This is a genomic window from Streptomyces sp. NPDC037100 (genome assembly GCF_055606225.1).
Genome location: NZ_JBVJSX010000012.1, coordinates 100,367 through 124,298, shown reverse-complemented (window position 1 = coordinate 124,298; position 23,932 = coordinate 100,367). Strand labels below are relative to the sequence as shown.

The following is a 23,932-nucleotide window of genomic DNA, read 5'->3' as shown; positions in this document are numbered from 1 at the left end:
GCCCGACAAGGAACAATGGTTGCGCGTTCGCGCAGGAACGCTGCGTCTTCAGGCTGCTCAGCGCACGTCTGCTGCGCCGCCGGGAACCCCCTCCGGGGCCGGATGACTCGCCCCCGCCTCCGGGCTCTCCGGCAGCAGATGGGACAGCACCATCACGCTGATCGTCTTCCGGATGAACGGCTCCTGCCGGATCCGCTCCAGCACCTCCTCGAAGTGCTCCACGTCCCGCGCCCGCACGTGCAGCAACGCGTCCGCGCCGCCGGTCACGGTCATCGCCGCGGCGATCTCCGGGTAGTCGCGCACCACCTCGGCCAGCCGCCGCGGCGGGGCGGCGCCCTCGCAGTACACCTCGACGTAGGCCTCCGTGCGCCAGCCCAGCGCCGACGGCTTCACCGTCGCCGAGAATCCGGTGATCACGCCCGTCTCGCGCAACCGGTCCACCCGCCGCTTGACCGCCGTGGCCGACAGCCCGATCGCCGTGCCGATCTCGGCGAACGACGTCCTCGCGTTCGCCATCAACGCGGTGATGATCTTCCGGTCGAGTTCGTCGAACGGGGTGGACCTGCTGTTCATGCGGGCACTGTATCCACCGGCACTCCGGCCGGCGCCCCGCCGGGCGCGGGCACCGCGTCCGGCGCGAACGTCCACCCCCCGGCACATGTCCAGACGTTCGGATCACCCCTACACTCCGGGTTCATGCTGCGCGCCCTGGCTGTCGACGACGAACGCCCCTCGCTGGAGGAGCTGCTCTACCTCCTGCACGCCGACCCCCGCATCGGCAGCGCCGAGGGCGCCGACGACGCGACCGAGGCGCTGCGCCGCATGAACCGCGCCCTGGAGTCCGGCCCGGGCGGGCCCGAGGCCATCGACGTCGTCTTCCTGGACATCCAGATGCCCGGCCTCGACGGTCTCGACCTCGCCAGGCTGCTCACCGGCTTCGCCCGGCCGCCACTGGTCGTGTTCGTCACCGCCCACGAGGACTTCGCCGTGCAGGCCTTCGACCTCAAGGCCGTCGACTACCTCCTCAAACCGGTCCGCAAGGAACGCCTCGCCGAAGCCGTCCGCCGGGCCGCCGAACTGTGCGGCGCCGCCCCCCGCATCCCCGTGCACGAACCCGACCCGGACCACATACCCGTCGAACTCGGCGGCGTGACCCGCTTCGTCGCCGTCGACGACATCACCCACGTCGAGGCCCAGGGCGACTACGCCCGCCTGCACACCGACAAGGGCAGCCACCTGGTGCGCATCCCGCTGTCCACCCTGGAGGAGCGCTGGCGCACCCGCGGCTTCGTCCGCATCCACCGCCGCCACCTCGTCGCCCTGCGCCACATCGGAGAACTCCGCCTCGACGCGGGCACCGTCAGCGTCCTCGTCGGCTCAGAGGAACTCCAGGTCAGCCGGCGCCACACGCGCGAACTGCGCGACCTGCTCATGCGGAGGCCGTGACGGTGCCCCAGGACCACACCGAACGCCGCGTCGTCGTCACCGGCCCGCCGCGGCGGACTCCTCCCCACGCCCGGCTTCGCTCGCGCGGACGGTACCCCCAGGCCTCCTCCGGCCATTACCGTCCGCGCACCGAGATCGACGAGCAGACCACCCTCGGCCACACCTATGTCCGCTCCCTGATGCGCACCCAACTGCGCGCCGCCCTCATCGTGTTCGCGGTCCTCGGCCTGCTCGTCGGCCCGCTCCCGCTGCTCTTCGCGGCGATGCCCGACGCCCGCCGCCTGGAATGGGCCGTCCTCGGTTTCGGCCTCTACCTCCCGCTGGTGCTGCTGGCCCGCTGGTACGTCCGCCGCGCCGAGCGCAACGAACGCGACTTCGTACGCCTCGTCGAAGACCGCTGAAGCCCCACCGATGAACCCCGGCCACCCATGAACTCCAGCTACGCCATCCCCGCCGTCGCCCTCGTCGTCGTCGCGACCGTCCTCGTCGGCGCCTTCGGCCTGCGCATCTCCCGCACCACCTCCGACTTCTACGTCGCCTCCCGCACCGTCGGCCCCCGCCTCAACGCCGCCGCCATCAGCGGCGAATACCTCTCCGCCGCCTCCTTCCTCGGCATAGCGGGCCTCGTCCTCGTCCAGGGCCCCGACATGCTCTGGTACCCGGTCGGCTACACCGCCGGCTACCTGGTCCTGCTCCTCTTCGTCGCCGCCCCGCTGCGCCGTTCCGGCGCCTACACCCTCCCCGACTTCGCCGAGGCCCGCCTCGCCTCCCAGGCCGTGCGGCGCCTCGCCGGCGCCTTCGTCGTCGGCGTCGGCTGGCTGTACCTGCTGCCCCAGCTCCAGGGCGCCGGACTGACCCTGACCGTGCTGAGCGGGGCGCCCGACTGGCTCGGCGGCGTGATCGTCGCCGTCGTCGTCACGGCCATCGTCGCCGCCGGCGGCATGCGCAGCATCACCTTCGTCCAGGCCTTCCAGTACTGGCTGAAACTCACCGCCCTGCTCGTCCCCGCCCTGTTCCTGGTCCTCGCCTGGCAGAGCGACGGAGCACCCCGGCACGCCTTCGACGAACCGGCCACCTTCCGCGAGCAGCGCGTCGTGCGCGTCGACGACTCGGTCGACCTGAAGCTGGACCGGCCCCTGAGCGTCACGGTGACCGGCACCGTCGACGGCCGTACCCACACCGGCACGCGCCTGGACCTCACCGCCGGAAGCCACCACATCGAGCGTGGCACCCGGCTCACCTTCGCCCGGGGCGCCCCCGTCCCCGAGGCCGAGCGCGGCGGCGGCGACCTGTCCCCGTCGCAGGCCGAGAGCCGAGAGGAACGCCCGCTGTACGCCACGTACGGACTGATCCTCGCCACGTTCCTCGGCACCATGGGCCTGCCGCACGTCGTGGTCCGCTTCTACACCAGCCCGCACGGCGTCGCCGCCCGCCGCACCACCGTCGCGGTCCTCGGCCTGATCGGCGCGTTCTACCTCCTGCCCCCGGTCTACGGCGCCCTCGGCCGCCTCTACGCCCCCGAACTGACCCTCACCGGCGACCCGGACGCCGCCGTCCTCCTGCTGCCCGATCGCATGATCGGGGGAGTGGGGGGCGACCTGCTGGGCGCGCTGGTCGCCGGGGGCGCCTTCGCCGCGTTCCTCTCCACCGCCTCCGGCCTGACCATGGCGGTCGCCGGCGTCCTCACCCAGGACGTCCTGCCGTCCCGGGGCGTACGGCACTTCCGCCTCGGGACGGTCCTCGCCATGGCCGTGCCCCTCGCGGCGAGCGTCCTGGTGGGCGGGCTGCCGGTCGCCGACGCAGTCGGGCTCGCCTTCGCCGTCTCGGCGTCCTCGTTCTGCCCGCTGCTCGTCCTCGGCATCTGGTGGCGGCGGCTGACCCCGCCCGGAGCCGCCGCCGGGATGCTGGTCGGAGGCGGTTCCGCCCTGCTCGCCGTCGCCGCGACCATGGCGGGCTACCCGGGCGAGGGCGCCGCCCTGCACGCCCTGCTCGCCTGGCCCGCGCTGTGGTCGGTGCCACTGGGCTTCCTCACCATGATCCTGGTGTCCCTGGCCACCCCCGGCCGGGTCCCGCCCGGCACGGCGGCGGTCCTGGCCCGGTTCCACCTGCCCGAGGAGCTGCGCACCGAGGTGACGGCATGAGCGGCTTCCTGGCGGGCCTGTGCGTCGCCGTGCTCCCGGTGCTCGCCCTCGGGGTCTGGCTCGGCCGGCGCACCGCACGGGCCAAGAGCCTCGCCGGCCTCGGCACCCCCGTCGAGCACGCCACCTTCGAGACCCTGCACACGGCGTCCCTCGCCGCGCCCCCGCTGCGGGCCGGCCTGACGGAGGAGACCGCCCGCAAGTCCGCCCGCAAACTCCGCTCCCTGCTGGGAACGGACGCCCTCTGCCTCACCGACCGGGGGCAGGTCCTGGTCTGGGACGGTGACGGCTCCCACCACCGCACCGAGATCATGGAACGGCTCGCGGGCGCCCTGGAAACCGGCCGCGGCGAGGCCTTCCGGCTCACCTGCGACAGACTCGACTGCTCGGTGCGCTGGGCGGTCGTCGCCCCGCTCACCGTCGACGACCGGGTGCACGGCGCCCTCGTGGCCTGCGCGCCGCGTGAGTCGGCGGTGCTCGTCCGGGCCGCCGGCGAGGTCGCCCGCTGGGTCTCGGTCCAGCTGGAACTGGCCGATCTCGACCAGTCCCGCACCCGCCTCATCGAGGCCGAGATCAAGGCGCTGCGGGCCCAGATCTCCCCGCACTTCATCTTCAACTCGCTCGCGGTGATCGCCTCGTTCGTCCGCACCGACCCCGAGCGCGCCCGCGAACTGCTGCTCGAATTCGCCGACTTCACCCGCTACTCGTTCCGCCGGCACGGCGACTTCACCACCCTCGCCGAGGAACTCCACGCCATCGACCACTACCTGGCGTTGGTGCGGGCACGCTTCGGTGACCGCCTCGCCGTCACCCTCCAGATAGCGCCGGAGGTGCTGCCGGTGACCCTGCCGTTCCTCTGCCTTCAGCCGCTCGTCGAGAACGCCGTCAAGCACGGCCTGGAGGGCAAGGCCCCGTCCTCGGGCACGTGCCACATCCAGATCACCGCACAGGACGCGGGCGCCGAGGCCCTCGTCGTCATCGAGGACGACGGCGCAGGCATGGACCCCGGCCTGCTCCGCCGTATCCTCGCCCGCGAGGTCAGCCCCTCGGGCGGCATCGGCCTCTCCAACGTCGACGACCGGCTCCGCCAGGTCTACGGCGACGACTACGGGCTCGTCATCGAAACCGCCGTGGGAGCCGGCATGAAGATCACCGTCCGGCTCCCCAAGTACCAGCCCGGCGTGCACTCGGCGGGGCGGCTGCCCCGGGAGTGAGCCGTCAGGTGCTGCGCGTCGTCACCACCAGCCCCAGCGTGATCAGGCCCAAAACAACCCAGCCGAACCACAGCCAGCCGTTGCTCCCGAGCGCCACCGTGTAGGCCGTCACCAGGACCAGCCCGCCCAGCGTGAGCGCCCCCATCGTCTTCGTCGAGTTGGAACCGTTCGTGGAACCGGGCATCGCAACACCCTCCTCATGGTTCGGTGCCTCCATGGTGCCCGGCGGACGCCCGGCGCGCACGGCCCGTACCGAAGAGGTCTTCAGCGCCCCGGCGTGTTCAGGGAGGCCAGGTAGGCGTTGTACGCCTCCAGCTCCTTGTCGCCGTCGCGGTCCGCGGCCCGGTCGGTGCGCCTGGCCTGCCGCTGGTCCGAGGCGTACCACTGGAACAGCAGCGCCACCAGCACCAGCACGGAGGGGATCTCGCTGAACGCCCAGGCGATGCCGCCCGCCGCGTTCTGGTCGGACAGCGCCTCGATACCGAGGGAGGCGGGCGGGTTCTTGAACGTCTCGACCATCGGCTCGGACGCCATCATCAACGCGATCCCGAAGAACGCGTGGAAGGGCATGCCCGCGAACAGCTCCAGCATCCGCATCAGGTAGCCCGGGCGGTGCGGGCCCGGGTCCACACCCATGATCGGCCAGAAGAACACCAGGCCGACGGCGAGGAAGTGCACCATCATCGCGATGTGGCCCGCCTTGGAGCCCATCAGCGTGTCGAAGATCGGGGTGAAGTACAGCCCGTACAGGCTCGCGATGAACAGCGGGATCGTGAACGCCGGGTGCGTGATGATCCGCATGTACCGGCTGTGCAGGAACATCAGCAGCAGCTCACGCGGCCCCTTGCGGCCCCGCCCCGCCGTGGGCAGCGCCCGCAGCGCCAGCGTGATCGGCGCCCCGAGCAGGATGAGGATGGGCGACACCATGCTGATGACCATGTGCTGCACCATGTGCACGCTGAACATGACCATGCCGTAGTCGTTCAGCCCGGTGCACATCATGAGCACGATGCTGAGCACGCCCAGGACATAGGCGACGGTGCGCCCCACCGGCCACGTGTCCCCGCGCCGGACGAGCCGTACGACACCCCACCCGTACAGGGCGAGCCCGACCAGGCAGGCGACGAGGAAGAACGGGTCCGCCGACCACTCGAGACCTCGTCCCAGCGTGAACGGCGGCAGATCCATGGTCATGCCGTGCCCGCTGTGATCCATTCCGCCGGCTCCTGTTTCGTGGGGGTGTGCAGCCATCTGTCCGCCCACAAGAGTAGAACCGCCCCCGACCACACAAGTGACCGGGGGCGAACTTCAGGGGCGCGGGGAACTGCGCGAACGGCCAGACACATCCCGCACCCGGCCGACCACGGCAACCTCAGAGAACGGTCTCGGCCTCGTCGTACCGATCCTCCGGCACCGTCTTCAGTGTCCTGACGGCCTCGGCGAGCGACACCATCACGATGTCGGTCCCGCGCAGCGCGGTCATCCGCCCGAACTCACCCCGGTGCACCGCCTCCACCGCATGCCACCCGAACCGCGTGGCCAGCACCCGGTCGTAGGCGGTCGGCGTACCGCCCCGCTGCACGTGTCCGAGGATCACCGGGCGGGCTTCCTTCCCGAGGCGCCCCTCCAGCTCCACGGACAGCTGCCGGGCGATCCCCGCGAACCGCTCGTGCCCGTAGATGTCCTTGCCGCCCTCGTCGAACTCCATGCTCCCGGCCCGGGGCTTCGCCCCCTCCGCCGCCACGACGATCGCGAAGCGCTTGCCCGCCTCGAACCGCTCGCCGACCCGCCGGGTCAGTTCCTCTATGTCGAAGGGCCGCTCGGGCACGACGATGGCGTGTGCACCGGCCGCCATACCGGAGTGCAGCGCGATCCAGCCGGTGTGCCGCCCCATGACCTCGACCACCAGGACCCGCTGGTGGGACTCGGCCGTGGTCTTCAGCCGGTCCAGGGCCTCGGTCGCCACGCCCACGGCCGTGTCGAACCCGAAGGTGACGTCCGTGACCGCGATGTCGTTGTCGATGGTCTTCGGCACACCCACGATGGGCAGACCGCTGTCCGACATCAGCCGCGCGGCCTTGAGCGTGCCCTCGCCGCCGATGGGGATGATCGCGTCGAGGCCGAGCTCCTCGACATGGCCCTTGGCCCGCTCCACACCGTCCCGCAGATGGGAGGGCTGGACCCGGGAGGACCCGAGAATCGTGCCGCCGCGGGCAAGGATGCCACCCACCGCGTCGAGGTCGAGCTTGAGGTAGTCGCACTCCAGGAGGCCCTTCCAGCCGTCCCGGAAGCCGATGACCTCGTCGCCGTGGTCGACGACGGCGCGGTGCACGACGGACCGGATGACGGCGTTCAGGCCGGGGCAGTCGCCGCCGGACGTGAGGACACCAATGCGCATAGCCCGAAATACCTTCTCAACGTGGGCCGGGGACCGGACCACGTTGTCCGGCTGGAATCCCCGCCACCCTAGCGGCACCGAGGGGCCGGACCGAAGCACGCGTCCGCCTGCTGGACGACCCCGCTCACCTGTGCGGATGGGTCGTCATACGGGCTGTTGACCAGCAGGTTGACGCGTGCCTCGGGCACGCTGCGGGGTTGTGCCTAGGCGGGCTGCTGAGCAGCGGCGATGCGCTCGTTGCGCAGGGCCTCGTACCAGCGGTCGTCCGTCGGCGGCAGCGCGTTGACGTCGAGGGCCAGCTTCAGCAGCAGGTCCGCGATCAGCGGGTTGCGCGCGAGTACCGGCCCGTGCATGTACGTGCCGAAGACGGTGTCGTTGTACGCGCCCTCCGTGCCGTCGCCCGTGCCGTTGCCGTTGCCGAAGCGCACCTGGGCGAGCGGGCGGGCGGTGGGGCCGAGGTGGGTGACGCCCTGGTGGTTCTCGAAGCCCGTCAGCGGGGGCAGGCCGAGGCGTGCGTCGATGTCGCCCAGCACGTCACCGACGCACCGCGCGCCCTCGCCGCGCACCGACACCACGTCCAGCAGCCCGAGACCGGGCTCGCGCTGGCCGAGGTCGTTGATGAACTCGTGGCCGAGGATCTGGTAGCCGGCGCACACCGAGAACACGATGGCGCCGTTCTCCACGGCCCGGGTCAGTCCGCCGTCCCGGCGCAGCCGCTCGGCGGCGAGCCGCTGCGGCCGGTCCTCGCCGCCGCCGATCAGGTAGATGTCGCCGGAGGTCGGGATCGGCTGGTCGCTGCGCACGTCCAGCCGGGCCACGTCCAGGCCGCGCTGCTGGGCCCGGCGCTCGACGACGAGGACGTTGCCCTGGTCGCCGTAGGTGCTGAGCAGGTCGGGATAGATCCAGACGATGCGCAGTTGGTTGTCGCTCACAAAAGTCCCCTGACGTCTCGTGCTCAGTTGCCGACGCGGCGGCGCAGGTCCTGGAACGCCGTGTAGTTGGCGATGACCTCGATCCGGCCCGGCGGGCACGCCGCCACCGCCTGGTCGAGGTTCTCGTAGACCTGGAAGTGCTGGTCGGCGACCTCCAGCCGCACCGCCAGGTCCAGCCGCCGGTCGCCGACGACGCAGATCGGGTGGCCGGTCAGGCGCGAGTAGTCGACGTCCCACAGCCAGGAGGTGTCGGTGCCGTCGGCGGAGCGGGCGTTGACCGACAGGATGACCGGGGTGGGCGGCGGGTCGATCAGGGAGAACGTCTCCAGCCAGCCGGCCGGGTTCTTCGCGAGCAGCAGCCGCAGGTCACGGCCCTGGAACTGGACGACGTCGTAGCGCCCGGCCACCGCCTGCACCTGGTACATGCGCTCCAGCGCGACCTGCGGCGGCACCCCGAACACGGCGGCCACGGCTGCCGAGGAGGCGGCGTTGGCCTTGTTGGCGCGGCCCGGCAGCTGGAGGTGGATCGGCCAGGCCGAGCCGTGCGGGTCGAGCACGTGGTCGCCGGAGAGCGCCCAGCTCGGCGTCGGACGGCGGAAGCCGCACTCGCCGCAGAACCAGTCGTCGCCGGGGCGCTGCATCACGCCACCGCACGACGGGCAGGACCAGGCGTCGTCCTTCCACATCTGCCCGGCCGCGACCCAGATCACATTGGGGGAGGACGACGCCGCCCACACCACCAGCGGGTCGTCGCAGTTGGCCACGACCACGGCCTTGGAACCCGCGAGTCCCTCCCGCCAGTTCTCCGCGAGCATGCGGGTCTCGGCGGCACGGTCGAGCTGGTCGCGCGAGAGGTTGAGCAGGGCGATGCACTTCGGGGCGGTGTCCCGGGCGACGCCGGCGAGGTACTTCTCGTCGACCTCGATGACGCCGTAGCGGGCGTCCGAGCTGCCGGCGAGGGCCGAGGTGATGCCGGCCGGCATGTTGGCGCCGAGCGCGTTGGAGACGACGGGTCCCGCCGCGCGCAGGGCCTCGGCGATGAGCCGGGTGGTGGTGGTCTTGCCGTTCGTCGCGGAGACCAGGATCACGTCCAGGTTCTGGGCGAGCCGGGCGAGGAGGTCGGGGTCGAGCTTCAGCGCGACCCGGCCGCCGATCACCGAACCGCTGCCGCGCCCTGCGGCGCGCGATGCCGCCGCGACCGCCTTGCCCGCGGTCACGGCCAGCTTGGCCCGCGGCGAGAGCGGGTCCGAGTTGCCTGCCATCAGTTCTCGATCCTCCTTGCGTACGCGCCGCGCCTTGAAGCCTGACGGCCACGTGGTGTGGACCTCAGCCTATCGAGATCCATTCGCACTCCCGAACCGTGGCACTGTGGCGAACTCGTGTGGGAGACGCGGACCGACAGGACCTTACTCTTGCCGCCATGCGACAGAGCCCCATCCCCGGCACCCACGGCAGCGTGAGACCCCTCACCCTGCACGGCGACCCCGTCCTGCACATGCCCTGCGCGGAGGTCACCGAATTCGGCCCCGAACTGGCCCGGCTCGTCGAGGACTTGTTCGCGACCATGTACGCCGCCCAGGGGGTCGGCCTCGCCGCGAACCAGATCGGTGTGCCCCTGCGGGTCTTCGTCTACGACTGCCCCGACGACGAGGAGGTCCGCCACGTGGGCCACGTGGTCAACCCCCGGCCGGCCGAGACCGACGGCGTGGTGATCCGGGGCCCGGAGGGCTGCCTGTCCCTGCCGGGCCTGGAAGCGGGCACGGAGCGCTACGACCACGCGGTGGTCGAGGGCTTCACGGTGACCGGCGACCCGGTCACCGTCCACGGCACGGGCTTCTTCGCCCGCTGCCTGCAACACGAGTGCGACCACTTGGAGGGCCGCATCTACGCGGACCACCTGACGGGCTGGCGCCACCGCAGGCTGATGCGCCAGGTGGCCCGGTCTTCCTGGCACGGGGTGCGGTGAGACTCCGAGGGGCGCGGGGAACTGCGCGACCAGCTCCCACGGTCCCGCACACGAAGACGGTGGTCAGAACCCAGGGCCTCCCACCCGGTCACCGGCCGCCGCAAGGCGCCCCCACAACAGATCCGCCAAACTCCGCACCAACTCCGCACGGGAGCAGGGCCGTTCTCCGAGCCACCAGTCCCCGGCCGCGTGCATCATGCCGACGATTCCGTGCCCCCACACCCGCGCCAGCTGCTGTCCGCCCGGCCCGAGATCCAGCCGCTCCTCGATGACCTGCGCCAGCTCCTCGCCCATCCGCCGCAGCAGCGGCGCGCTGTGCTTGCCGACATCGAACCCCGGGTCCCCCGGCTGGCCCCCCTCCGCGGGGTGCATCAGGAACCGGTACACCTGGGGCCGCAACTCGATCGCCGTGAGGTATGTGTCCAGCGTCGCCTCGACCCGCTCCCGCCGGTCCGCCGGCGCGTCCAGCGCCGCGCGCAGCGAGTCCAGCAGGGCGTCCGTGTGCCGCATGGCAAGGGCCGCGTAAAGTCCGCCCTTGTCGCCGAAGTGCCGGTAGAGGATCGGCTTGGTGATGCCGGCCTCCGCCGCGATCGCGTTCATCGATGCCTGCGGTCCGTCGCGCAGCACCACCCGGTCGGCGGCCTCCAGCAGCTCACGCCGGCGGCGGTCGGCGGACCGTTGCTGATCGGTCCGCTGCGTGGTGTCCATGGTCTCTCCCCACCCGTGCTGTTTCCATGACGCCTGCGAAAACTAACACTGAAGCGTGCCCCCGACACCGAACGGGTGCCGACCGGTCGGTAGGAGTTGACTTCGACTACCCGCCGGTAACAGACTGGTGTTACCGCAAGTAACATGCATGTGTGCCGCTGGAGGGGACGACATGGCCGAGTTCACCATGGATCTCAACGACGAACAGAAGGAGGTCCGGGACTGGCTGCACGGCTTCGCGGCCGATGTGATCCGCCCCGCGGCCGCCGAATGGGACGAGCGTGAGGAGACTCCCTGGCCGGTCATCCAGGAGGCCGCCAAGGTCGGCATCTACTCCCTGGACTTCTACGCCCAGCAGTACTTCGACTCGACCGGCCTCGGCATCCCCATGGCGATGGAGGAGCTGTTCTGGGGCGACGCGGGCATCGCCCTGTCCATCGTCGGCACCGGCCTCGCCGCCGTCGGCGTCCTCGCCAACGGAACCGAGGAACAGATCGGCACCTGGATCCCGCAGATGTACGGCGACGCCAACGATGTCAAGGTCGCCGCCTTCTGCTCCTCCGAGCCCGACGCCGGCTCCGACGTGGCCTCCATGCGCACCCGGGCCGTGTACGACGAGGCCAAGGACGAGTGGGTGCTCAACGGCACCAAGACCTGGGCGACCAACGGCGGCATCGCCAACGTCCATGTCGTCGTCGCGGTCGTCGACGCCGAGCTCGGCTCCAAGGGGCACGCCTCCTTCATCGTCCCGCCCGGGACGCCGGGTCTGGCCCAGGGCCAGAAGTTCAAGAAGCACGGCATCCGCGCCTCGCACACCGCCGAGGTCATCCTCGACAACGTGCGCGTTCCCGGCTCCTGTCTGCTCGGCGGCAAGGAGAAGCTGGACGAGCGGCTGGCCCGGGCGCGGGAGCGGGCCAAGGCGGGCGGCGAGCGCGTGAAGAACGCGGCCATGGCCACGTTCGAGGCCTCGCGCCCGGCGGTCGGCGCCATGGCCGTCGGTACGGCCCGCGCCGCCTACGAGGTCGCCCTCGACTACGCGAAGACGCGCGAGCAGTTCGGCCGGCCGATCATCGACAACCAGGGCGTCGCCTTCCAGCTCGCCGACATGCGGACGTCCATCGACGCGGCCCGGCTGCTGGTGTGGCGCGCGTCCTGGATGGCGATCAACGGCAAGCCGTTCACGGCGGCCGAGGGTTCGATGTCCAAGCTCTTCGCGAGCGAGACGGCCAAGAAGGTGACGGCCCAGGCGATCCAGATCCTCGGTGGCAACGGCTACACCCGGGAGTACCCCGTGGAGCGGATGCACCGGGACGCGGCCATCTACACCATCTTCGAGGGCACGAGCGAGATCCAGCGGCTGGTCATCGCCCGGACCCTCGCCGGTGTGCCCATCCGCTAGCGGTGCCGCAGCGGCGTCAGCTGCTCGATGTCGTAGCGCGCCCGTAGCTCCTCGATCGCCGCCTGGTCCGGCGGGCCCCCGCCGCCGAGGATGTCCAGCAGTTCCTCGAAGTACCGCTCGTGGTCGGGCGGCGGGCTCGCCTGGAAGAACACCTTCGCCGGTGTGTCGGTCGGGTTGGCGAACGCGTGCGGGCATCCGGGGGGCACGGCGATCAGCGTCCCGGGTGTCGCCCGCACCACCCGGTTTCCCGAAGCGGACTCCCACGTCCGCCAGTTGTCGGGGGTGCGAATCCGCGGCTCGAAGGCGAGGACGTCCAGCTCGCCCTCGAGCACGTAGAACAACTCCTCGCTGCGGGTGTGCACGTGGGCGCCGACGTCGAAGCCCGGTGGTACGACCACCTCGAAGGTGGAGGCCATGCGGGAGTGTGTGCCGGTCACCTTGAAGGTGACGCGCTGGGCGGGGGTCTCCATGATCCGGCCGTGGCCGGGTGGGACGAGCAGCCCTTCCGTCGCCGTCATCGCCGGATCACCAGGTCACGGGCAGGGCCTCGGGCCCGCGCAGTCGCGTGCCCGTCCTGAAGGGCGGCTCGTCGGCGGGAACGGAGAGCCGAAGGCCCGGTACGCCGTCGAGGAGCGCGTCGACCAGGAGCTCCGACACCATCCGGGCCGGCAGGCCGCCGGGCCAGTGATGCGGGCCGCAGCCGAAGGAGACATGCGGGTCCGTGCCGCGGCCGAGGTCGCCGGTCTTGGGGTCGGGGAAGACATCCGCGTCGCGGTGGGGGAGCCGGCGCAGCAGTGCGTCGACGGCCCGGGGACGGATGTCCGGTTCGGTGCGCAGCCGTGCGGCGAGGCCGGGCCGGGTCAGCAGGACGCAGAACAACCGGACACTCAGGTCGGTGACCGCCTCGCCCCTGATCTGGAGGAGGACCGCGAGACCGACCGCCTCGTCCAGGGGCACCTCCTTCCGGCCCACGGCGGCCCCGAGCAGGGAGGTGACGTCCTCGCCGGTGCTGCCCTCGCGCAGGCCGATGAGATCGCAGAAGCAGGCGCCCATCTCCCTGCGGGCCTTCTCGCCGGCCTCGGCGCCGTGCGAGGAGGACAGGATCAGCCGGGTCCAGGCGTGCATGCCCTGCCGGTCGGCGGGCGGGATGCCCATCAGCTCGCAGATCACCGCGCTGGGGAAGGGGCTGAGCACGGCCTCGGTCAGATCGGCGGGCGGGCCGTCCTGCAGCAACTCGTCGACCAGCTCCGCCAGCATGCGCCGGCACCGTTCGCGCACTCGCTCCACCCCCTGCGCCGTGAACGCGGCGGCGACGGCGTGTCGCGACCGGGTACGGGCCGACGGGTCCGGGAGACGGGCGGCGTCGCCGCCCGGGTCGAAGCCGGCGCCGGCCGGGCCGGGTGCGGGCCGGTCCAGAACCGGGGTCAGGTCCCCGGTGATCGTCTCTTCGCTCATGTCACCTCGTCCCGTCCGCGCTGTGCCAGCGGCCCAGGGACATCTCGGCGGTGATGCCGGGCCCGAATCCGGCGAGCAGCCCGGGCGCCCGGTGCTCGGCGCCACCCTCCTCGAACAGCCGGCGCAGCGCGTCCAGGACGACGGCGCTGGCGATGTTGCCGTACTCGGTGAGCGTGGCCCGGCTGAACCGGAAGGCGTGCGGGTCGACGTGCAGGAAGGTGCTGAGGTCGTCGAGGATGCGGGGGCCGCCCGCGTGGACGATGTAGAAGTCCAGGTCGGAGGCGTCCCAGCCGTGATCAGCGGCCAGGTCCTTCAGCACGGGGGCGAGCGGTTCCATCGTCGCCGGTACCCGCTTGTCCAGCAGGAAATGGAAGCCGGTCGCCTTCACGTCGTACGTGATCCAGTCCTCGGTCTTGGGGATCAGATACGAGCCGTTGCGCTCCAGCCGGACGCCCTCGCCGCCCCGGCCGCGGACCGCGGCGGCGGCGATGCCGTCACCGAACAGGCCGTTCGACAGCAGCGAGCCGACCCCGATGTCGGTGGGCTGGTAGCACAGCGAGCAGAACTCGCACGCCACGATCAGCGCGTTGGCCTCCGGGTAGGCCGTGCAGAAGTCGTGAGCCCGGTTGATGGCCGCGCCGCCGCCCGCACAGCCGAGCTGGGCTATCGGCAGCTGCCGGGCCGTCGGCTCGAAGCCCATCTCGTTGATCAGCCAGGCCGTGAGCGAGGGCATCATGAATCCCGTGCACGAGACGTAGACGATCAGGTCCACTTCCGTGGTGAGCAGCTCGGCGTCGTCGAGCGCCCGCTGGACGACCGCGGGCACCCGGGCCTTCGCCTCGGCCTCGTAGAGCTTGTTGCGGTCCTCGAACCCGGGGTGCTTCAGCGTCTCCTCGACGGGCTGCACGATGTGCCGGGTGCGCACCCCGGTGTTCTCGATCAGCCGGAGGGCCAGCGGCAGTTGAGGGTGCCCGGCGTGGCGCTCACGCGCCAGCTCGAGGGTCTCCTCCATCGTGATCACGTGCTCTGGTACGGACACCGAGGGTCTGCACAAAGTCGCCATGAGCCGCGCCTGCTTTCGCCGCCCGGAAGGCCCTGAGCCCCCCGGTCAGAAGTGGGTCACCTCAAGGGGTGGTCCACTCACGATCACCCGCCGGTACGCCGACTTCGCGCGGAGCTACTCCGTATCGGGGACGCCGTGTTCCCCACCCGGTCGAGTCGGGTGCCGTGAAAGCGCGGGGAACCGCACGAGCACCCCCACGCACCCGCACCACTCAGGTCGCGGTCCCACTGCTGTGCGCGATACAGGCCACATCGATCCGGTCGGCCAGCTTCGCCAGCTCGATGGCCAACTCGGCGACCGTGTCCTCGTCCAGCCCCGACTCCCCGCCTTCCACGAGCCGCACCCACCGACCCCCCACCGTCCGCAAGAGCTTGCTGACATCCGCGGCAGCCACCTGCAAGGTCCCGCGGTCGTCGACGATCAGAGGCAGAGTCACTTCGCGGTTCACAGACGGGATCGTAGCCCCGCAACACTCACGCACCATGCCAAACAGTGGTGATGTTGCAGAACTCGCGGATTCCGTGCCCGGACAGCTCACGCCCGTACCCGGACCGCTTCACACCGCCGAACGGGAACGCCGGATGGGACGCCGTCATGCCGTTGAAGAACACCCCGCCGGCCTCCAGGTCGCGTACGAACCGGTCGACCTCACCCTCGTCCCGCGTCCATACGTTGGAACTCAATCCGAACGGCGAGTCGTTCGCGATCAGCACGGCCTCGTCGAGATCGGCCGCCCGGTACAGCGTGGCGACCGGCCCGAACGCCTCCTCCCGGTGAATCCGCATCTCGCGGGTGATACCGGCCAGGATCGTCGGCGTGTAGTACCAGCCCGGTCCGTCCGGCCGTTCGCCACCGCACAGCACCTGGGCCCCGCTGCGCACCGCGTCGTCGACCAGCTCTTCCAGATCGCGCAGTCCCTGCTCGCTGGAGAGCGGCCCCACCTGGGTGTCGTCGACCATCGGGTCGCCGACCTTCAGCGCCTTCATGCCCTCGGCGAACCGCTCGGCGAAGGCGTCGTAGACGTCCGTGTGCACGATGAACCGCTTCGCGGCGATGCACGACTGCCCGGTGTTCTGCACCCGCGCGGTCACCGCCACCTCGGCGGCCCGGTCGACGTCGGCGGAGGGCATGACGACGAACGGATCGCTGCCGCCCAGCTCCAGCACCGTCTTCTTGATCATTTCTCCGGCGGTGGAGGCGACCGCGCGACCCGCGGGCTCGCTGCCGGTGAGCGTCGCGGCCCTGACCCGCTCGTCGCGCAGGATCTCGTCCACCGCGGCGGACCCGATCAGCAGGGTCTGGAAGGTGCCCTCCGTGAAGCCCGCACGGTGGAAGAGGTCCTCCAGGTAGAGGGCGGTCTGCGGGACGTTCGACGCGTGCTTGAGCAGTCCCACGTTGCCCGCCATCAGCGCGGGCGCGGCGAACCGGACCACCTGCCACAGCGGGAAGTTCCACGGCATCACCGCCAGCACCGGGCCGAGCGGCCGGTAGCGCACCCGTACGCGTGAGGCGCCGGAGTCCTTCACGTCGGACTCGGCGGGTTCCTCGTCGGCGAGCAGTTCCTCGGCGTGGTCGGCGTACCAGCGCATCGCCTTGGCGCACTTCGCCGCCTCGGCGCGCGCCTGCTGGATCGGCTTGCCCATCTCGGTGGTCATCACGCGGGCGATGTCCTGCTGGTCCTCTTCGAGGAGGTCGGCGGCCCGGTGCAGCAGCCGGGCGCGCTCGTCGAAGGTCGTCGTCCGGTACGTGCGGAACGTGGCCTCCGCGAGCTGGAGCCGGCGCTCGATCTCCTGCTCGCCCATGGCCTCGTACGTCTTGAGCGTCTCGCCGTTCGCCGGGTTCACCGTTGCGATGGGCATGACCGACCTCCCTCGGAGCGGGCTGTGTCTCGACCTTCCCGCGCGGCGGAGGGGACCGCAACGCGGGAGTGTCTCCTCAGGGCGAGTGCTCCGCCAGCCGGTCGAGAAACGCCACCTGCGCCGTGACGATCACGGCGCGGGCCCGGTCGAGGCCGAACCAGGCCACCCGGTCCAGTTCGGGGAACTCCTGGAGCCGTCCGGACTTCGGCGGCCACTCCATCCGGAACGTGCCGGGCGTGATCGTCGCCGGGTCGAGGTCCGCCTCGACCGCCCAGGCCGTGACGATCTTGCCGCCTGTCTGCCGGACCTCGCCGAGGTCGAGGGCGTGCCCGTCGGGCGGGGGCAGCCCCAGTTCCTCCTGGAACTCGCGGCGGGCGGCCTCCCAGGCGGGTTCGTCCGGCTCGTACTCGCCCTTGATCACGGTCCATGCCCCCGCGTCCCGCCGGGCGAAGAACGGGCCGCCCATGTGGCCGAGCAGCACCTCGATGCCGTCCTCGGTGGGGTGGAAGAGCAGCAGGCCCGCACTGCGCTTCACGGCTTCACCTCCGGGTGCGCGGCGAGCAGCGTCTCGACCGTGTCGGCGTCCTCGGGGCGCTTGTCCTCCCGGTAGCGGGTCACGCGGGCGAAGCGGAGGGTGACACCGGCCGGGTAGCGGGTGGAGCGCTGCAGCCCGTCGTAGGCGATCTCGACGACGAGTTCGGGGCGGACCCTCACCACATGGTCGTCGGTCTCGACGGCGAGCTGTTGGAGGCGTTCGGTCTGCCAGGTGAGCATCGCGTCGGTCATGCCCTTGAAGGTCTTGCCGAGCATGGCGAGGCCGCCGTCGGCGGTGCGGGCGCCCAGGTGGAGGTTGGAGAGCTTGCCGGTGCGGCGGCCGTGCCCCCACTCGGCGGCCAGGACGACCAGGTCGAGGGTGTGGACGGGCTTGACCTTCAGCCAGGACGCGCCGCGTCGCCCCGCGCTGTAGGAGGCGTCGAGGGCCTTGGCCACGACGCCCTCGTGGCCGCGCTTCAGTGTCTCGGCGAGGAACTCCTCCGCCGCGGGCGTGTCGCCGGGCCCGGACACCAGTGTGCGCCGTACCCGCATCGGCTCGGGCACCAGCCGGGCCAGCTCGGCGTGCCGCTCGGTGAAGGGCAGGTCCAGCAGGTCATGGCCGTCGACGGACAGCGCGTCGAAGAAGACGGGGGAGACCGGAAGGGTGCGGGCGGCCGTCGCCACGTCCGTGCGGGAGCCGACGCGGCCGGCGGTCTCCTGGAACGAGCGGGGGCGCCCGTCCTCGTCGAAGGAGATCACCTCGCCGTCCAGGATGAACCGCTCGCCGCGCAACTCCAGCGCGGCGGCCGTCACTTCGGGCAGGCGGTCGGTGATGTCGTCCAGGGTGCGGGTGTAGAGCCGCACGGTGTCGCCGTCCCGGTGCACCTGGACGCGGATGCCGTCCAGCTTCTCCTCCACCGCGCAGGCGCCCAGCTTGTCGACCGCCTCGGCCACCGAGGAGGCGCTGTGCGCCAGCATGGGCAGCACCGGGCGGCCGACGGTGAGACGGAAGCGGTCGAGGGAGGCGGGCCCGTCCGCGAGCAGTGCCTCGGCCACCGCCTGGAGGGAACCCGCGAGCATCACGGCCCGCCGCACGTCCTCGGGCGGCGCCCCGGTCGCCTGCGCCAGCCCCTCCACCGCCACCGCGTCCAGGGCACCCTGCCGGACCTCGCCGGTGAGCAGCCCGAGCAGGAACCGCTGCTCGTCCTCGGTGGCCGCGCCCATCAACTCCCCGACCAGGCGGGTCCGTTCCGCCTGGGAGCCAGGGCCGGACACCTTGGCGAGTTCCGCCAGCCGGGCGTCCACCTCCCGCACGGTCAGGCACGGCTCGGGGGCCGGGGCGACCGGGCGGCTCAGTACCTTCCAGCCGACGCCGATCCGGCCCTGCGGCAACCGTCCCGCCAGGTAAGGGATGACGATCGGCACGTCCTCCGCCTCGGCGCCCCGGAAGAGCTCCGCGAGCAGGGCCGTCTTGCGGGACCGCGCCGAGGTGGCGGCGACCTCCTGGGACACTCGGGCCAGCCGGTGCAGCAGCATGCAGCAATGGTGCACCGGAGGCGGGGCCTCTACACCTGGGCGACGGCGTCGAGGTCGGTCAGGGGGCAGGTGCCCTGGATGGCGTGGCTGGGCCTCTAGGCCTGGGCGACGGCGTCGAGGTCGGTCAGGGGCAGGCTCCGGACGGCGTGGCGGGGCCTCTACGCCTGGGCGACGGCGTCGAGGTCGGTCAGGGGGCAGGCTCCGGGCGGGTGGCGGGGCCGTTACACCTGGGCCACCGCGTCCAAGTCGGTCATCAGCAGATCCCCGACGATCGCCGTCGCCGCCCGGTATCCGCCGCTCGCCGCGTGCACGACCTGCTCGGCGAAGCCGATCGCGTTGCCCGCGGCCCACACGCCCGGAACGGTCGTCAGTCCGGTCGGATCGACCACCGGATACGCGCCGAACGGCGTCTCGTGCAGCTCGGCGCCCAGCCGCTCCAACAGGCCGGTCTGCGGAACGGCCCGTGGGGCGAGGAACAGCACCGAGCGAGGATGCGTCGTGCCGTCCGCGAGCCGGACGCCGGTGAGCCGGTCGTCCTCGACCACCAGCTCCGTGACCTCCCCGGGCACCACCTCCACCCCGGCCGCGGCGAGCCGACGCAGATCGTCGTCGGACAGTTCGTCCTCGACGACGGTGTGCAGGAAGAACCGCACGTCCTTCGACCACTGGGACACCATCAGCGCCTGATGCACACTCGCCGGGCTCGACGCCAGCACCCCGAACGGCTGGTCGCGCACCTCCCAGCCATGACAGAACGGGCAGTGCAGCACGTCCCGGCCGAACCGCTCGGCGACCCCGGCGACGGCGGGCAGCTCGTCCTTCAGCCCGGTCGCGACGACCAGCCGCCGGGCTCGTACGGTCCGGCCGCCGGCCAGCACCACGGTGAAGTCCTCGCCCGGCGCCACGGTGAAGTTCTCGCCCGGCGCCACGGTGAAGCCCTCGTCCTGAGCTTCGGTGATGTCCTTGCCTTGCACCTCGGTGAGATCCTCGCCCCGCGTCACCTCCACCACCCGGTCCCGCACCAGCTCCACGCCGTAGCGCGCGATCTCCTCGCGGCCGATCGCCAGGAACTCGGCGGGCGGCATGCCGTCCCGCGTCAGATAACCCTGCATGTGCGCGGCGGGCGCGTTGCGCGGCTCGCCCGCGTCGACCACCAGCGTGCGGTGCCGGGCCCGCCCCAGCACCAGTGCGGCGGACAGGCCCGCCGCGCCCCCGCCGATGACCACCACTGCGTACTTCTCGGTCATGTGACCACCTCCGCTGCCGAGCGTCGCCCCAGCCCTGCGGGATTGACAAACGACTTTGCCGAACCTGCAATACGACCATGACGACGGACGAGGTACTCGCGGGCGTGGGCCCCCGGCTGCGGCAGATGCGCAAGGAACGGGACGTGACCCTGGCGGCGCTCTCCGAGGCCACGGGCATCTCCGTCAGCACCCTCTCGCGGCTGGAGTCCGGCCTGCGTAAACCCAGTCTGGAGCTGCTGCTGCCGATCGCGCGCGCCCACCAGGTGGCACTGGACGAGCTGGTCGGCGCCCCGCCGGCGGGCGACCCGCGTGTGCGGTCCAAGCCGATCGTGATGGGCGGCCGCACCCACTGGCCGCTCACCCGCCAGCCCGGTGGCCTGCAGGCCTACAAGGTCCTCGAACCGAAGCGCAGGCAGGAACCGGATCCCCGGACGCACGAGGGCTACGAGTGGCTGTACGTGCTGTCCGGGAAGCTGCGCCTGGTGCTGGGCGAGCACGACGTGGTGCTCACGGCGGGTGAGGCCGCCGAGTTCGACACCCGGGTGCCGCACTGGTTCGGGTCGACGGGGGAGGGGCCCGTGGAGTTCCTCAGCCTGTTCGGGCCGCAGGGTGAGCGGATGCATGTGCGGGCCCGGCCCAAGGGCGCGTGACCCACCGTGACCCACGGGTGAGACCTCTGCGCGGGACTTTCCCCGGAGACTGTTCCCTGATGGGCAAGCGACCGCTTAGTATGCGGACAGACCCCGGTCAGACGAAGCAGTCCCCCGTGGAGGCCCCGCATGCAGGCATGGCAAGTGCACGAGAACGGCGAGCCGGGCGAGGTGATGCGGCTCGAGGACGTCGAGCCCCCCACCCCCGGTGACGGCCAGGTCCTGCTGAAGGTGCGCGCGGCCAACATCAACTTCCCGGACGCCCTGCTGTGCCGCGGTCAGTACCAGGTCAGGCCACCGCTGCCGTTCACCCCGGGCGTCGAGATCTGTGGCGAGACCGAGGACGGCCGCCGCGTGATCGCCAACCCGGCGCTGCCCCACGGCGGCTTCGCCGAGTACGCCGTCGCGGACACCGCCGCACTCCTGCCCGCGCCCGACGCCCTCGACGACGCCGAGGCCGCGGCCCTGCACATCGGCTACCAGACCGGCTGGTTCGGTCTGCACCGCCGTGCCGGTCTGGAGGCCGGCGAGACCCTGCTCGTCCACGCTGCCGCCGGAGGGGTCGGCAGCGCGGCCGTGCAGCTCGGGAAGGCCGCCGGCGCCACCGTCATCGGTGTCGTCGGCGGCTCCGGGAAGGCGGCCGTCGCCCGCGAGCTGGGCTGTGACGTCGTGATCGACCGGCGCTCCGAGGACGTCGTCGCCGCCGTCAAGGAGGCCACCGGCGGCCGGGGCGCCGACGTGATCTACGACCCGGTCGGCGGCGAGGCCTACGCGCAGTCCGCCAAGGTCGTCGCCTTCGAGGGGCGGATCGTGGTCGTCGGGTTCGCGAGCGGCACGACCCCCAGCCCGGGTCTGAACCACGCCCTGGTGAAGAACTACTCGATCCTCGGCCTGCACTGGGGCCTGTACAACACCAAGAACCCCAAGCTGGTCCAGCACTGCCACGAACAGCTCACCGAGCTGGCCGCCCGGGGCGCGATCAAGCCGCTGGTGAGCGAACGCGTGCCGCTCGGCGGGGCGGCGGACGCCGTGCAGAAGGTGGCGGACGGTGTGACCACCGGCCGGATCGCGGTCGTCATGGAGGAGGCAGCATGACCGGCACCGAAGAACTACTCAGCCGCACCCGGGAGTTGCTGGCCGCCCACCCGCCCGCCACCACAGACCGGCTGGACTTCCTGCGGGCCCGGTTCGATGCCGGACTCGCCTGGGTCCACTACCCCGAGGGCCTCGGCGGACTCGGCGCGCCCCGCTCCCTGCAGGCCGTCGTGGACGCCGAGCTGACCGCGGCCGGGGCGCCCGACAACGACCCGCGGCGCATCGGTATCGGCCTCGGCATGGCCGCGCCCACGATCCTCCAGTACGGCACCGAGGAGCAGAAGCGGCGCTACCTCCGGCCGCTGTGGACGGGCGAGGAGGTCTGGTGCCAGCTGTTCAGCGAGCCGGGTGCCGGGTCGGACCTCGCCGCGCTGGGCACCCGGGCCGTGCGCGAGAGCGGGGGAGACTGGGTCGTCAACGGGCAGAAGGTCTGGACGTCCAGTGCCCATGTGGCCCGCTGGGCGATCCTCATCGCCCGTACCGACCCGGAGGTGCCCAAGCACCGGGGCATCACCTACTTCGTGTGCGACATGACCGACCCGGGCGTCGAGGTGCGGCCGCTGCGGCAGATCACCGGCGAGGCCGAGTTCAACGAGGTGTTCCTCACCGACGTCCGCATCCCGGACTCGCGGCGCCTCGGCGCGGTCGGCGACGGCTGGAAGGTCGCCCAGACCACGCTCAACAACGAGCGCGTGGCCATCGGCGGCATGCGGCTGCCCCGCGAGGGCGGCATGATCGGCCCGATCTCGAAGACCTGGCGCGAGCGGCCCGAACTGCGCACCCACGACCTGCACCAGCGGCTGCTGAAGCTGTGGGTGGAGGCCGAGGTCTCCCGCCTCACCGCCGAGCGGCTGCGCCAGCAGCTCGTCGCGGGCCAGCCCGGCCCCGAGGGCGCCGGCATGAAGCTGGCCTTCGCCCGCCTCAACCAGGAGATCAGCGGCCTGGAGGTGGAACTCCTCGGCGCGGAGGGCCTGTCGTACGACGACTGGACCATGCGGCGCCCGGAGCTGGTCGACTTCACCGGCCGCGACGCCGGCTACCGCTACCTGCGCTCCAAGGGCAACAGCATCGAGGGCGGGACCAGCGAGGTCCTGCTGAACATCGTCGCCGAGCGGGTTCTCGGCCTGCCCGCCGAGCCGCGCACCGACAAGGACGTCGCCTGGAAGGACCTGGCCCGGTGAAGAACGAGAGCAACCTGTTGTACTCGGAAGAGGAGGAGGCGCTGCGCGCCGCCGTCCGCGACCTGCTCACCGACCACTGCGACGCACCCGGCGTCATCGCCCGCACCGAGTCGGACACCCCGCACCACCTGGCCCTGTGGAAGGCCCTCACCGACGGCATGGGCCTGGCCGGCCTGCTGGTGCCCGAGGAACTCGACGGCCAGGGCGCCACGCACCGCGAAGCCGCCGTGGTGCTGGAGGAGCTGGGACGGGCCGTCGCGCCCGTGCCGTATCTGACGAGCGCGGTCGTCGCCACCGAGGCCCTGCTGGCCTGCGGCACCGACGACCTGCTCCGCGACCTCGCGACCGGGACGACGATCGGCGCCCTCGCTGTCGCCCTCAACGTCGCGCCGGGCGCCGCCTACAAGGTCGTCCGGCACGAGGACGGGCTGCTGCGCGGCGAACTGACCGGCATCGCGGACGCGGCCGTCGCGGACGTGCTGCTCGTGCCGGCCGACGACGGCGGTCTGTACGCGGTCGACGCCACCGCCGCGACGGTCACACCACGGACCTCTCTGGACCTGACCCGGCCGCTCGCGACCGTCACCCTCGACGGAGTGCCGGGCCGGCTGCTGGGCGACGCCGAACCCGCCGTGCGCCGCGCCCTGCGCGCCGGCGCCGGAATGCTCGCCTCCGAGCAGTTCGGCCTGGCCGAGTGGACGCTGACGGAGACCGTCCGCTACCTGAAGGAACGCAAGCAGTTCAACCGGCCCGTCGGGGGCTTCCAGGCGATCAAGCACCGGCTGGCCCAGCTGTGGCTGGAGGTCGTCAACTCCCGTGCGGCCGCCCGCAACGCCGCCGACGCCCTGGCGAACGGCGAGGACGTCGACGTGGCCGTCACCGTCGCCCAGGCCTACGCGGCACCCGTGGCCGTGCGTGCCGCCGAGGAGGCCCTGCAACTGCACGGCGGTATCGGCATGACGTGGGAGCACCCCGTGCACCTGTACCTCAAGCGCGCCAAGGCCGACTCGATCGCCTACGGCACGCCGGGCGCCCACCGGGAGGCCCTGGCCGCACTGGTCGACCTCCAGGCCCCCTGACGTCATTCTTTCCAACTCCGGGAATCCCCGGG

24 protein-coding genes and 1 pseudogene are annotated in these 23,932 nt (G+C 71.8%); 10 read left to right on the top strand and 15 right to left on the bottom strand.

Going from position 1 to position 23,932, the window contains the following annotated elements:
- Window positions 1-57 precede the first annotated feature (57 nt).
- Window positions 58-573, bottom strand: coding sequence for an Lrp/AsnC family transcriptional regulator (locus ACZ7EG_RS32455; RefSeq protein WP_142165257.1), 516 nt, complete (start codon window positions 571-573; stop codon window positions 58-60).
- 123 nt (window positions 574-696) lie between these two features.
- On the opposite strand from ACZ7EG_RS32455, the gene ACZ7EG_RS32450 reads away from it, so the two are divergent.
- From ACZ7EG_RS32450 to ACZ7EG_RS32435, 4 genes are read left to right on the top strand one after another with little or no spacing between them, the layout of a single operon-like run.
- Complete coding sequence (locus ACZ7EG_RS32450) at window positions 697-1,446, top strand: LytR/AlgR family response regulator transcription factor (protein WP_471086783.1); 750 nt, start codon at window positions 697-699, stop codon at window positions 1,444-1,446.
- A gap of 2 nt (window positions 1,447-1,448) precedes the next feature.
- The gene (locus tag ACZ7EG_RS32445) at window positions 1,449-1,847 is read left to right on the top strand and encodes a hypothetical protein (RefSeq protein WP_471087171.1); all 399 of its coding nucleotides are present in this window, start codon (window positions 1,449-1,451) and stop codon (window positions 1,845-1,847) included.
- 27 nt (window positions 1,848-1,874) lie between these two features.
- The gene (locus ACZ7EG_RS32440) at window positions 1,875-3,587 is read left to right on the top strand and encodes a sodium/solute symporter (RefSeq protein WP_471086780.1); all 1,713 of its coding nucleotides are present in this window, start codon (window positions 1,875-1,877) and stop codon (window positions 3,585-3,587) included.
- Window positions 3,584-4,798, top strand: coding sequence for a sensor histidine kinase (locus ACZ7EG_RS32435; protein WP_471086777.1), 1,215 nt, complete (start codon window positions 3,584-3,586; stop codon window positions 4,796-4,798). The genes ACZ7EG_RS32440 and ACZ7EG_RS32435 overlap by 4 nt, the downstream gene beginning before the upstream one ends.
- A gap of 4 nt (window positions 4,799-4,802) precedes the next feature.
- Here ACZ7EG_RS32435 and ACZ7EG_RS32430 read toward each other — a convergent pair whose 3' ends face one another.
- From ACZ7EG_RS32430 to ACZ7EG_RS32410, 5 genes are all read right to left on the bottom strand, one after another.
- Entirely contained in the window at window positions 4,803-4,982 is a 180-nt protein-coding gene (locus tag ACZ7EG_RS32430) for a hypothetical protein (protein ID WP_362243437.1), read from the bottom strand.
- Between the two features lie 80 nt (window positions 4,983-5,062).
- Entirely contained in the window at window positions 5,063-6,013 is a 951-nt protein-coding gene (locus tag ACZ7EG_RS32425; RefSeq protein ID WP_471086774.1) for a cytochrome c oxidase assembly protein, read from the bottom strand.
- Window positions 6,014-6,170: 157 nt separating this feature from the next.
- The gene (locus ACZ7EG_RS32420; RefSeq protein ID WP_471086771.1) at window positions 6,171-7,196 is read right to left on the bottom strand and encodes a 6-phosphofructokinase; all 1,026 of its coding nucleotides are present in this window, start codon (window positions 7,194-7,196) and stop codon (window positions 6,171-6,173) included.
- A gap of 203 nt (window positions 7,197-7,399) precedes the next feature.
- The gene (locus tag ACZ7EG_RS32415; protein WP_471086769.1) at window positions 7,400-8,128 is read right to left on the bottom strand and encodes a type 1 glutamine amidotransferase; all 729 of its coding nucleotides are present in this window, start codon (window positions 8,126-8,128) and stop codon (window positions 7,400-7,402) included.
- A gap of 23 nt (window positions 8,129-8,151) precedes the next feature.
- A complete protein-coding gene (locus ACZ7EG_RS32410) occupies window positions 8,152-9,390 on the bottom strand; it encodes a MurT ligase domain-containing protein (RefSeq protein WP_033307230.1) in 1,239 nt (412 codons plus the stop codon).
- 158 nt (window positions 9,391-9,548) lie between these two features.
- On the opposite strand from ACZ7EG_RS32410, the gene def reads away from it, so the two are divergent.
- A complete protein-coding gene (gene def / locus ACZ7EG_RS32405) occupies window positions 9,549-10,094 on the top strand; it encodes a peptide deformylase (RefSeq protein ID WP_471086765.1) in 546 nt (181 codons plus the stop codon).
- 63 nt (window positions 10,095-10,157) lie between these two features.
- Here the strand turns inward: def and ACZ7EG_RS32400 are convergent, their stop codons facing one another.
- On the bottom strand, window positions 10,158-10,802 hold the full coding sequence (locus ACZ7EG_RS32400; RefSeq protein ID WP_376644778.1) for a TetR/AcrR family transcriptional regulator: 645 nt from the start codon (window positions 10,800-10,802) through the stop codon (window positions 10,158-10,160).
- Between the two features lie 172 nt (window positions 10,803-10,974).
- Here ACZ7EG_RS32400 and ACZ7EG_RS32395 point away from each other — a divergent pair, with 172 nt between their 5' ends.
- The gene (locus ACZ7EG_RS32395) at window positions 10,975-12,201 is read left to right on the top strand and encodes an acyl-CoA dehydrogenase family protein (protein ID WP_362243449.1); all 1,227 of its coding nucleotides are present in this window, start codon (window positions 10,975-10,977) and stop codon (window positions 12,199-12,201) included.
- Here the strand turns inward: ACZ7EG_RS32395 and ACZ7EG_RS32390 are convergent.
- From ACZ7EG_RS32390 to ACZ7EG_RS32355, 8 genes and pseudogenes are all read right to left on the bottom strand, one after another.
- Window positions 12,198-12,719, bottom strand: coding sequence for a cupin domain-containing protein (locus tag ACZ7EG_RS32390; RefSeq protein WP_471086760.1), 522 nt, complete (start codon window positions 12,717-12,719; stop codon window positions 12,198-12,200). The genes ACZ7EG_RS32395 and ACZ7EG_RS32390 overlap by 4 nt on opposite strands.
- A 7-nt stretch (window positions 12,720-12,726) precedes the next feature.
- A complete protein-coding gene (locus ACZ7EG_RS32385) occupies window positions 12,727-13,656 on the bottom strand; it encodes a cytochrome P450 family protein (protein WP_471086757.1) in 930 nt (309 codons plus the stop codon).
- A gap of 1 nt (window position 13,657) precedes the next feature.
- Window positions 13,658-14,725, bottom strand: a pseudogene (locus ACZ7EG_RS32380) (type III polyketide synthase); the annotation flags it as partial.
- 205 nt (window positions 14,726-14,930) lie between these two features.
- Window positions 14,931-15,167, bottom strand: a complete 237-nt coding sequence (locus tag ACZ7EG_RS32375) for a DUF6213 family protein (RefSeq protein ID WP_033307522.1) — start codon at window positions 15,165-15,167, stop codon at window positions 14,931-14,933.
- A gap of 25 nt (window positions 15,168-15,192) precedes the next feature.
- On the bottom strand, window positions 15,193-16,578 hold the full coding sequence (locus ACZ7EG_RS32370; RefSeq protein WP_471086754.1) for an NADP-dependent succinic semialdehyde dehydrogenase: 1,386 nt from the start codon (window positions 16,576-16,578) through the stop codon (window positions 15,193-15,195).
- A gap of 76 nt (window positions 16,579-16,654) precedes the next feature.
- Entirely contained in the window at window positions 16,655-17,113 is a 459-nt protein-coding gene (locus ACZ7EG_RS32365) for an NUDIX hydrolase (RefSeq protein WP_471086751.1), read from the bottom strand.
- On the bottom strand, window positions 17,110-18,648 hold the full coding sequence (locus tag ACZ7EG_RS32360) for an ATP-dependent DNA ligase (protein WP_471086748.1): 1,539 nt from the start codon (window positions 18,646-18,648) through the stop codon (window positions 17,110-17,112). The genes ACZ7EG_RS32365 and ACZ7EG_RS32360 overlap by 4 nt, the downstream gene beginning before the upstream one ends.
- A 221-nt stretch (window positions 18,649-18,869) precedes the next feature.
- Entirely contained in the window at window positions 18,870-19,895 is a 1,026-nt protein-coding gene (locus ACZ7EG_RS32355) for an NAD(P)/FAD-dependent oxidoreductase (protein ID WP_471086745.1), read from the bottom strand.
- 77 nt (window positions 19,896-19,972) lie between these two features.
- Here ACZ7EG_RS32355 and ACZ7EG_RS32350 point away from each other — a divergent pair, with 77 nt between their 5' ends.
- From ACZ7EG_RS32350 to ACZ7EG_RS32335, 4 genes are all read left to right on the top strand, one after another.
- Window positions 19,973-20,545 (top strand): helix-turn-helix domain-containing protein, encoded by a 573-nt coding sequence (locus ACZ7EG_RS32350; protein WP_471086742.1) that lies wholly within the window; start codon window positions 19,973-19,975, stop codon window positions 20,543-20,545.
- Window positions 20,546-20,674: 129 nt separating this feature from the next.
- On the top strand, window positions 20,675-21,640 hold the full coding sequence (locus ACZ7EG_RS32345) for an NADPH:quinone oxidoreductase family protein (RefSeq protein WP_471086739.1): 966 nt from the start codon (window positions 20,675-20,677) through the stop codon (window positions 21,638-21,640).
- Complete coding sequence (locus ACZ7EG_RS32340; RefSeq protein ID WP_471086736.1) at window positions 21,637-22,821, top strand: acyl-CoA dehydrogenase family protein; 1,185 nt, start codon at window positions 21,637-21,639, stop codon at window positions 22,819-22,821. The genes ACZ7EG_RS32345 and ACZ7EG_RS32340 overlap by 4 nt, the downstream gene beginning before the upstream one ends.
- A complete protein-coding gene (locus tag ACZ7EG_RS32335) occupies window positions 22,818-23,900 on the top strand; it encodes an acyl-CoA dehydrogenase family protein (RefSeq protein WP_471086733.1) in 1,083 nt (360 codons plus the stop codon). The genes ACZ7EG_RS32340 and ACZ7EG_RS32335 overlap by 4 nt, the downstream gene beginning before the upstream one ends.
- Window positions 23,901-23,932: the final 32 nt, after the last annotated feature.

Bases quoted from the DNA above. Each gene is read 5' to 3' on its own strand.
- ACZ7EG_RS32455 (WP_142165257.1), bottom strand. From the start codon at position 573: ATGAACAGCAGGTCCACCCCGTTCGACGAACTCGACCGGAAGATCATC.
- ACZ7EG_RS32450 (WP_471086783.1), top strand. From the start codon at position 697: ATGCTGCGCGCCCTGGCTGTCGACGACGAACGCCCCTCGCTGGAGGAG.
- ACZ7EG_RS32440 (WP_471086780.1), top strand. From the start codon at position 1,875: ATGAACTCCAGCTACGCCATCCCCGCCGTCGCCCTCGTCGTCGTCGCG.
- ACZ7EG_RS32435 (WP_471086777.1), top strand. From the start codon at position 3,584: ATGAGCGGCTTCCTGGCGGGCCTGTGCGTCGCCGTGCTCCCGGTGCTC.
- ACZ7EG_RS32430 (WP_362243437.1), bottom strand. From the start codon at position 4,982: ATGCCCGGTTCCACGAACGGTTCCAACTCGACGAAGACGATGGGGGCG.
- ACZ7EG_RS32425 (WP_471086774.1), bottom strand. From the start codon at position 6,013: ATGGATCACAGCGGGCACGGCATGACCATGGATCTGCCGCCGTTCACG.
- ACZ7EG_RS32420 (WP_471086771.1), bottom strand. From the start codon at position 7,196: ATGCGCATTGGTGTCCTCACGTCCGGCGGCGACTGCCCCGGCCTGAAC.
- ACZ7EG_RS32410 (WP_033307230.1), bottom strand. From the start codon at position 9,390: ATGGCAGGCAACTCGGACCCGCTCTCGCCGCGGGCCAAGCTGGCCGTG.
- def (WP_471086765.1), top strand. From the start codon at position 9,549: ATGCGACAGAGCCCCATCCCCGGCACCCACGGCAGCGTGAGACCCCTC.
- ACZ7EG_RS32400 (WP_376644778.1), bottom strand. From the start codon at position 10,802: ATGGACACCACGCAGCGGACCGATCAGCAACGGTCCGCCGACCGCCGC.
- ACZ7EG_RS32395 (WP_362243449.1), top strand. From the start codon at position 10,975: ATGGCCGAGTTCACCATGGATCTCAACGACGAACAGAAGGAGGTCCGG.
- ACZ7EG_RS32390 (WP_471086760.1), bottom strand. From the start codon at position 12,719: ATGACGGCGACGGAAGGGCTGCTCGTCCCACCCGGCCACGGCCGGATC.
- ACZ7EG_RS32385 (WP_471086757.1), bottom strand. From the start codon at position 13,656: ATGAGCGAAGAGACGATCACCGGGGACCTGACCCCGGTTCTGGACCGG.
- ACZ7EG_RS32370 (WP_471086754.1), bottom strand. From the start codon at position 16,578: ATGCCCATCGCAACGGTGAACCCGGCGAACGGCGAGACGCTCAAGACG.
- ACZ7EG_RS32360 (WP_471086748.1), bottom strand. From the start codon at position 18,648: ATGCTGCTGCACCGGCTGGCCCGAGTGTCCCAGGAGGTCGCCGCCACC.
- ACZ7EG_RS32355 (WP_471086745.1), bottom strand. From the start codon at position 19,895: ATGACCGAGAAGTACGCAGTGGTGGTCATCGGCGGGGGCGCGGCGGGC.
- ACZ7EG_RS32350 (WP_471086742.1), top strand. From the start codon at position 19,973: ATGACGACGGACGAGGTACTCGCGGGCGTGGGCCCCCGGCTGCGGCAG.
- ACZ7EG_RS32345 (WP_471086739.1), top strand. From the start codon at position 20,675: ATGCAGGCATGGCAAGTGCACGAGAACGGCGAGCCGGGCGAGGTGATG.
- ACZ7EG_RS32340 (WP_471086736.1), top strand. From the start codon at position 21,637: ATGACCGGCACCGAAGAACTACTCAGCCGCACCCGGGAGTTGCTGGCC.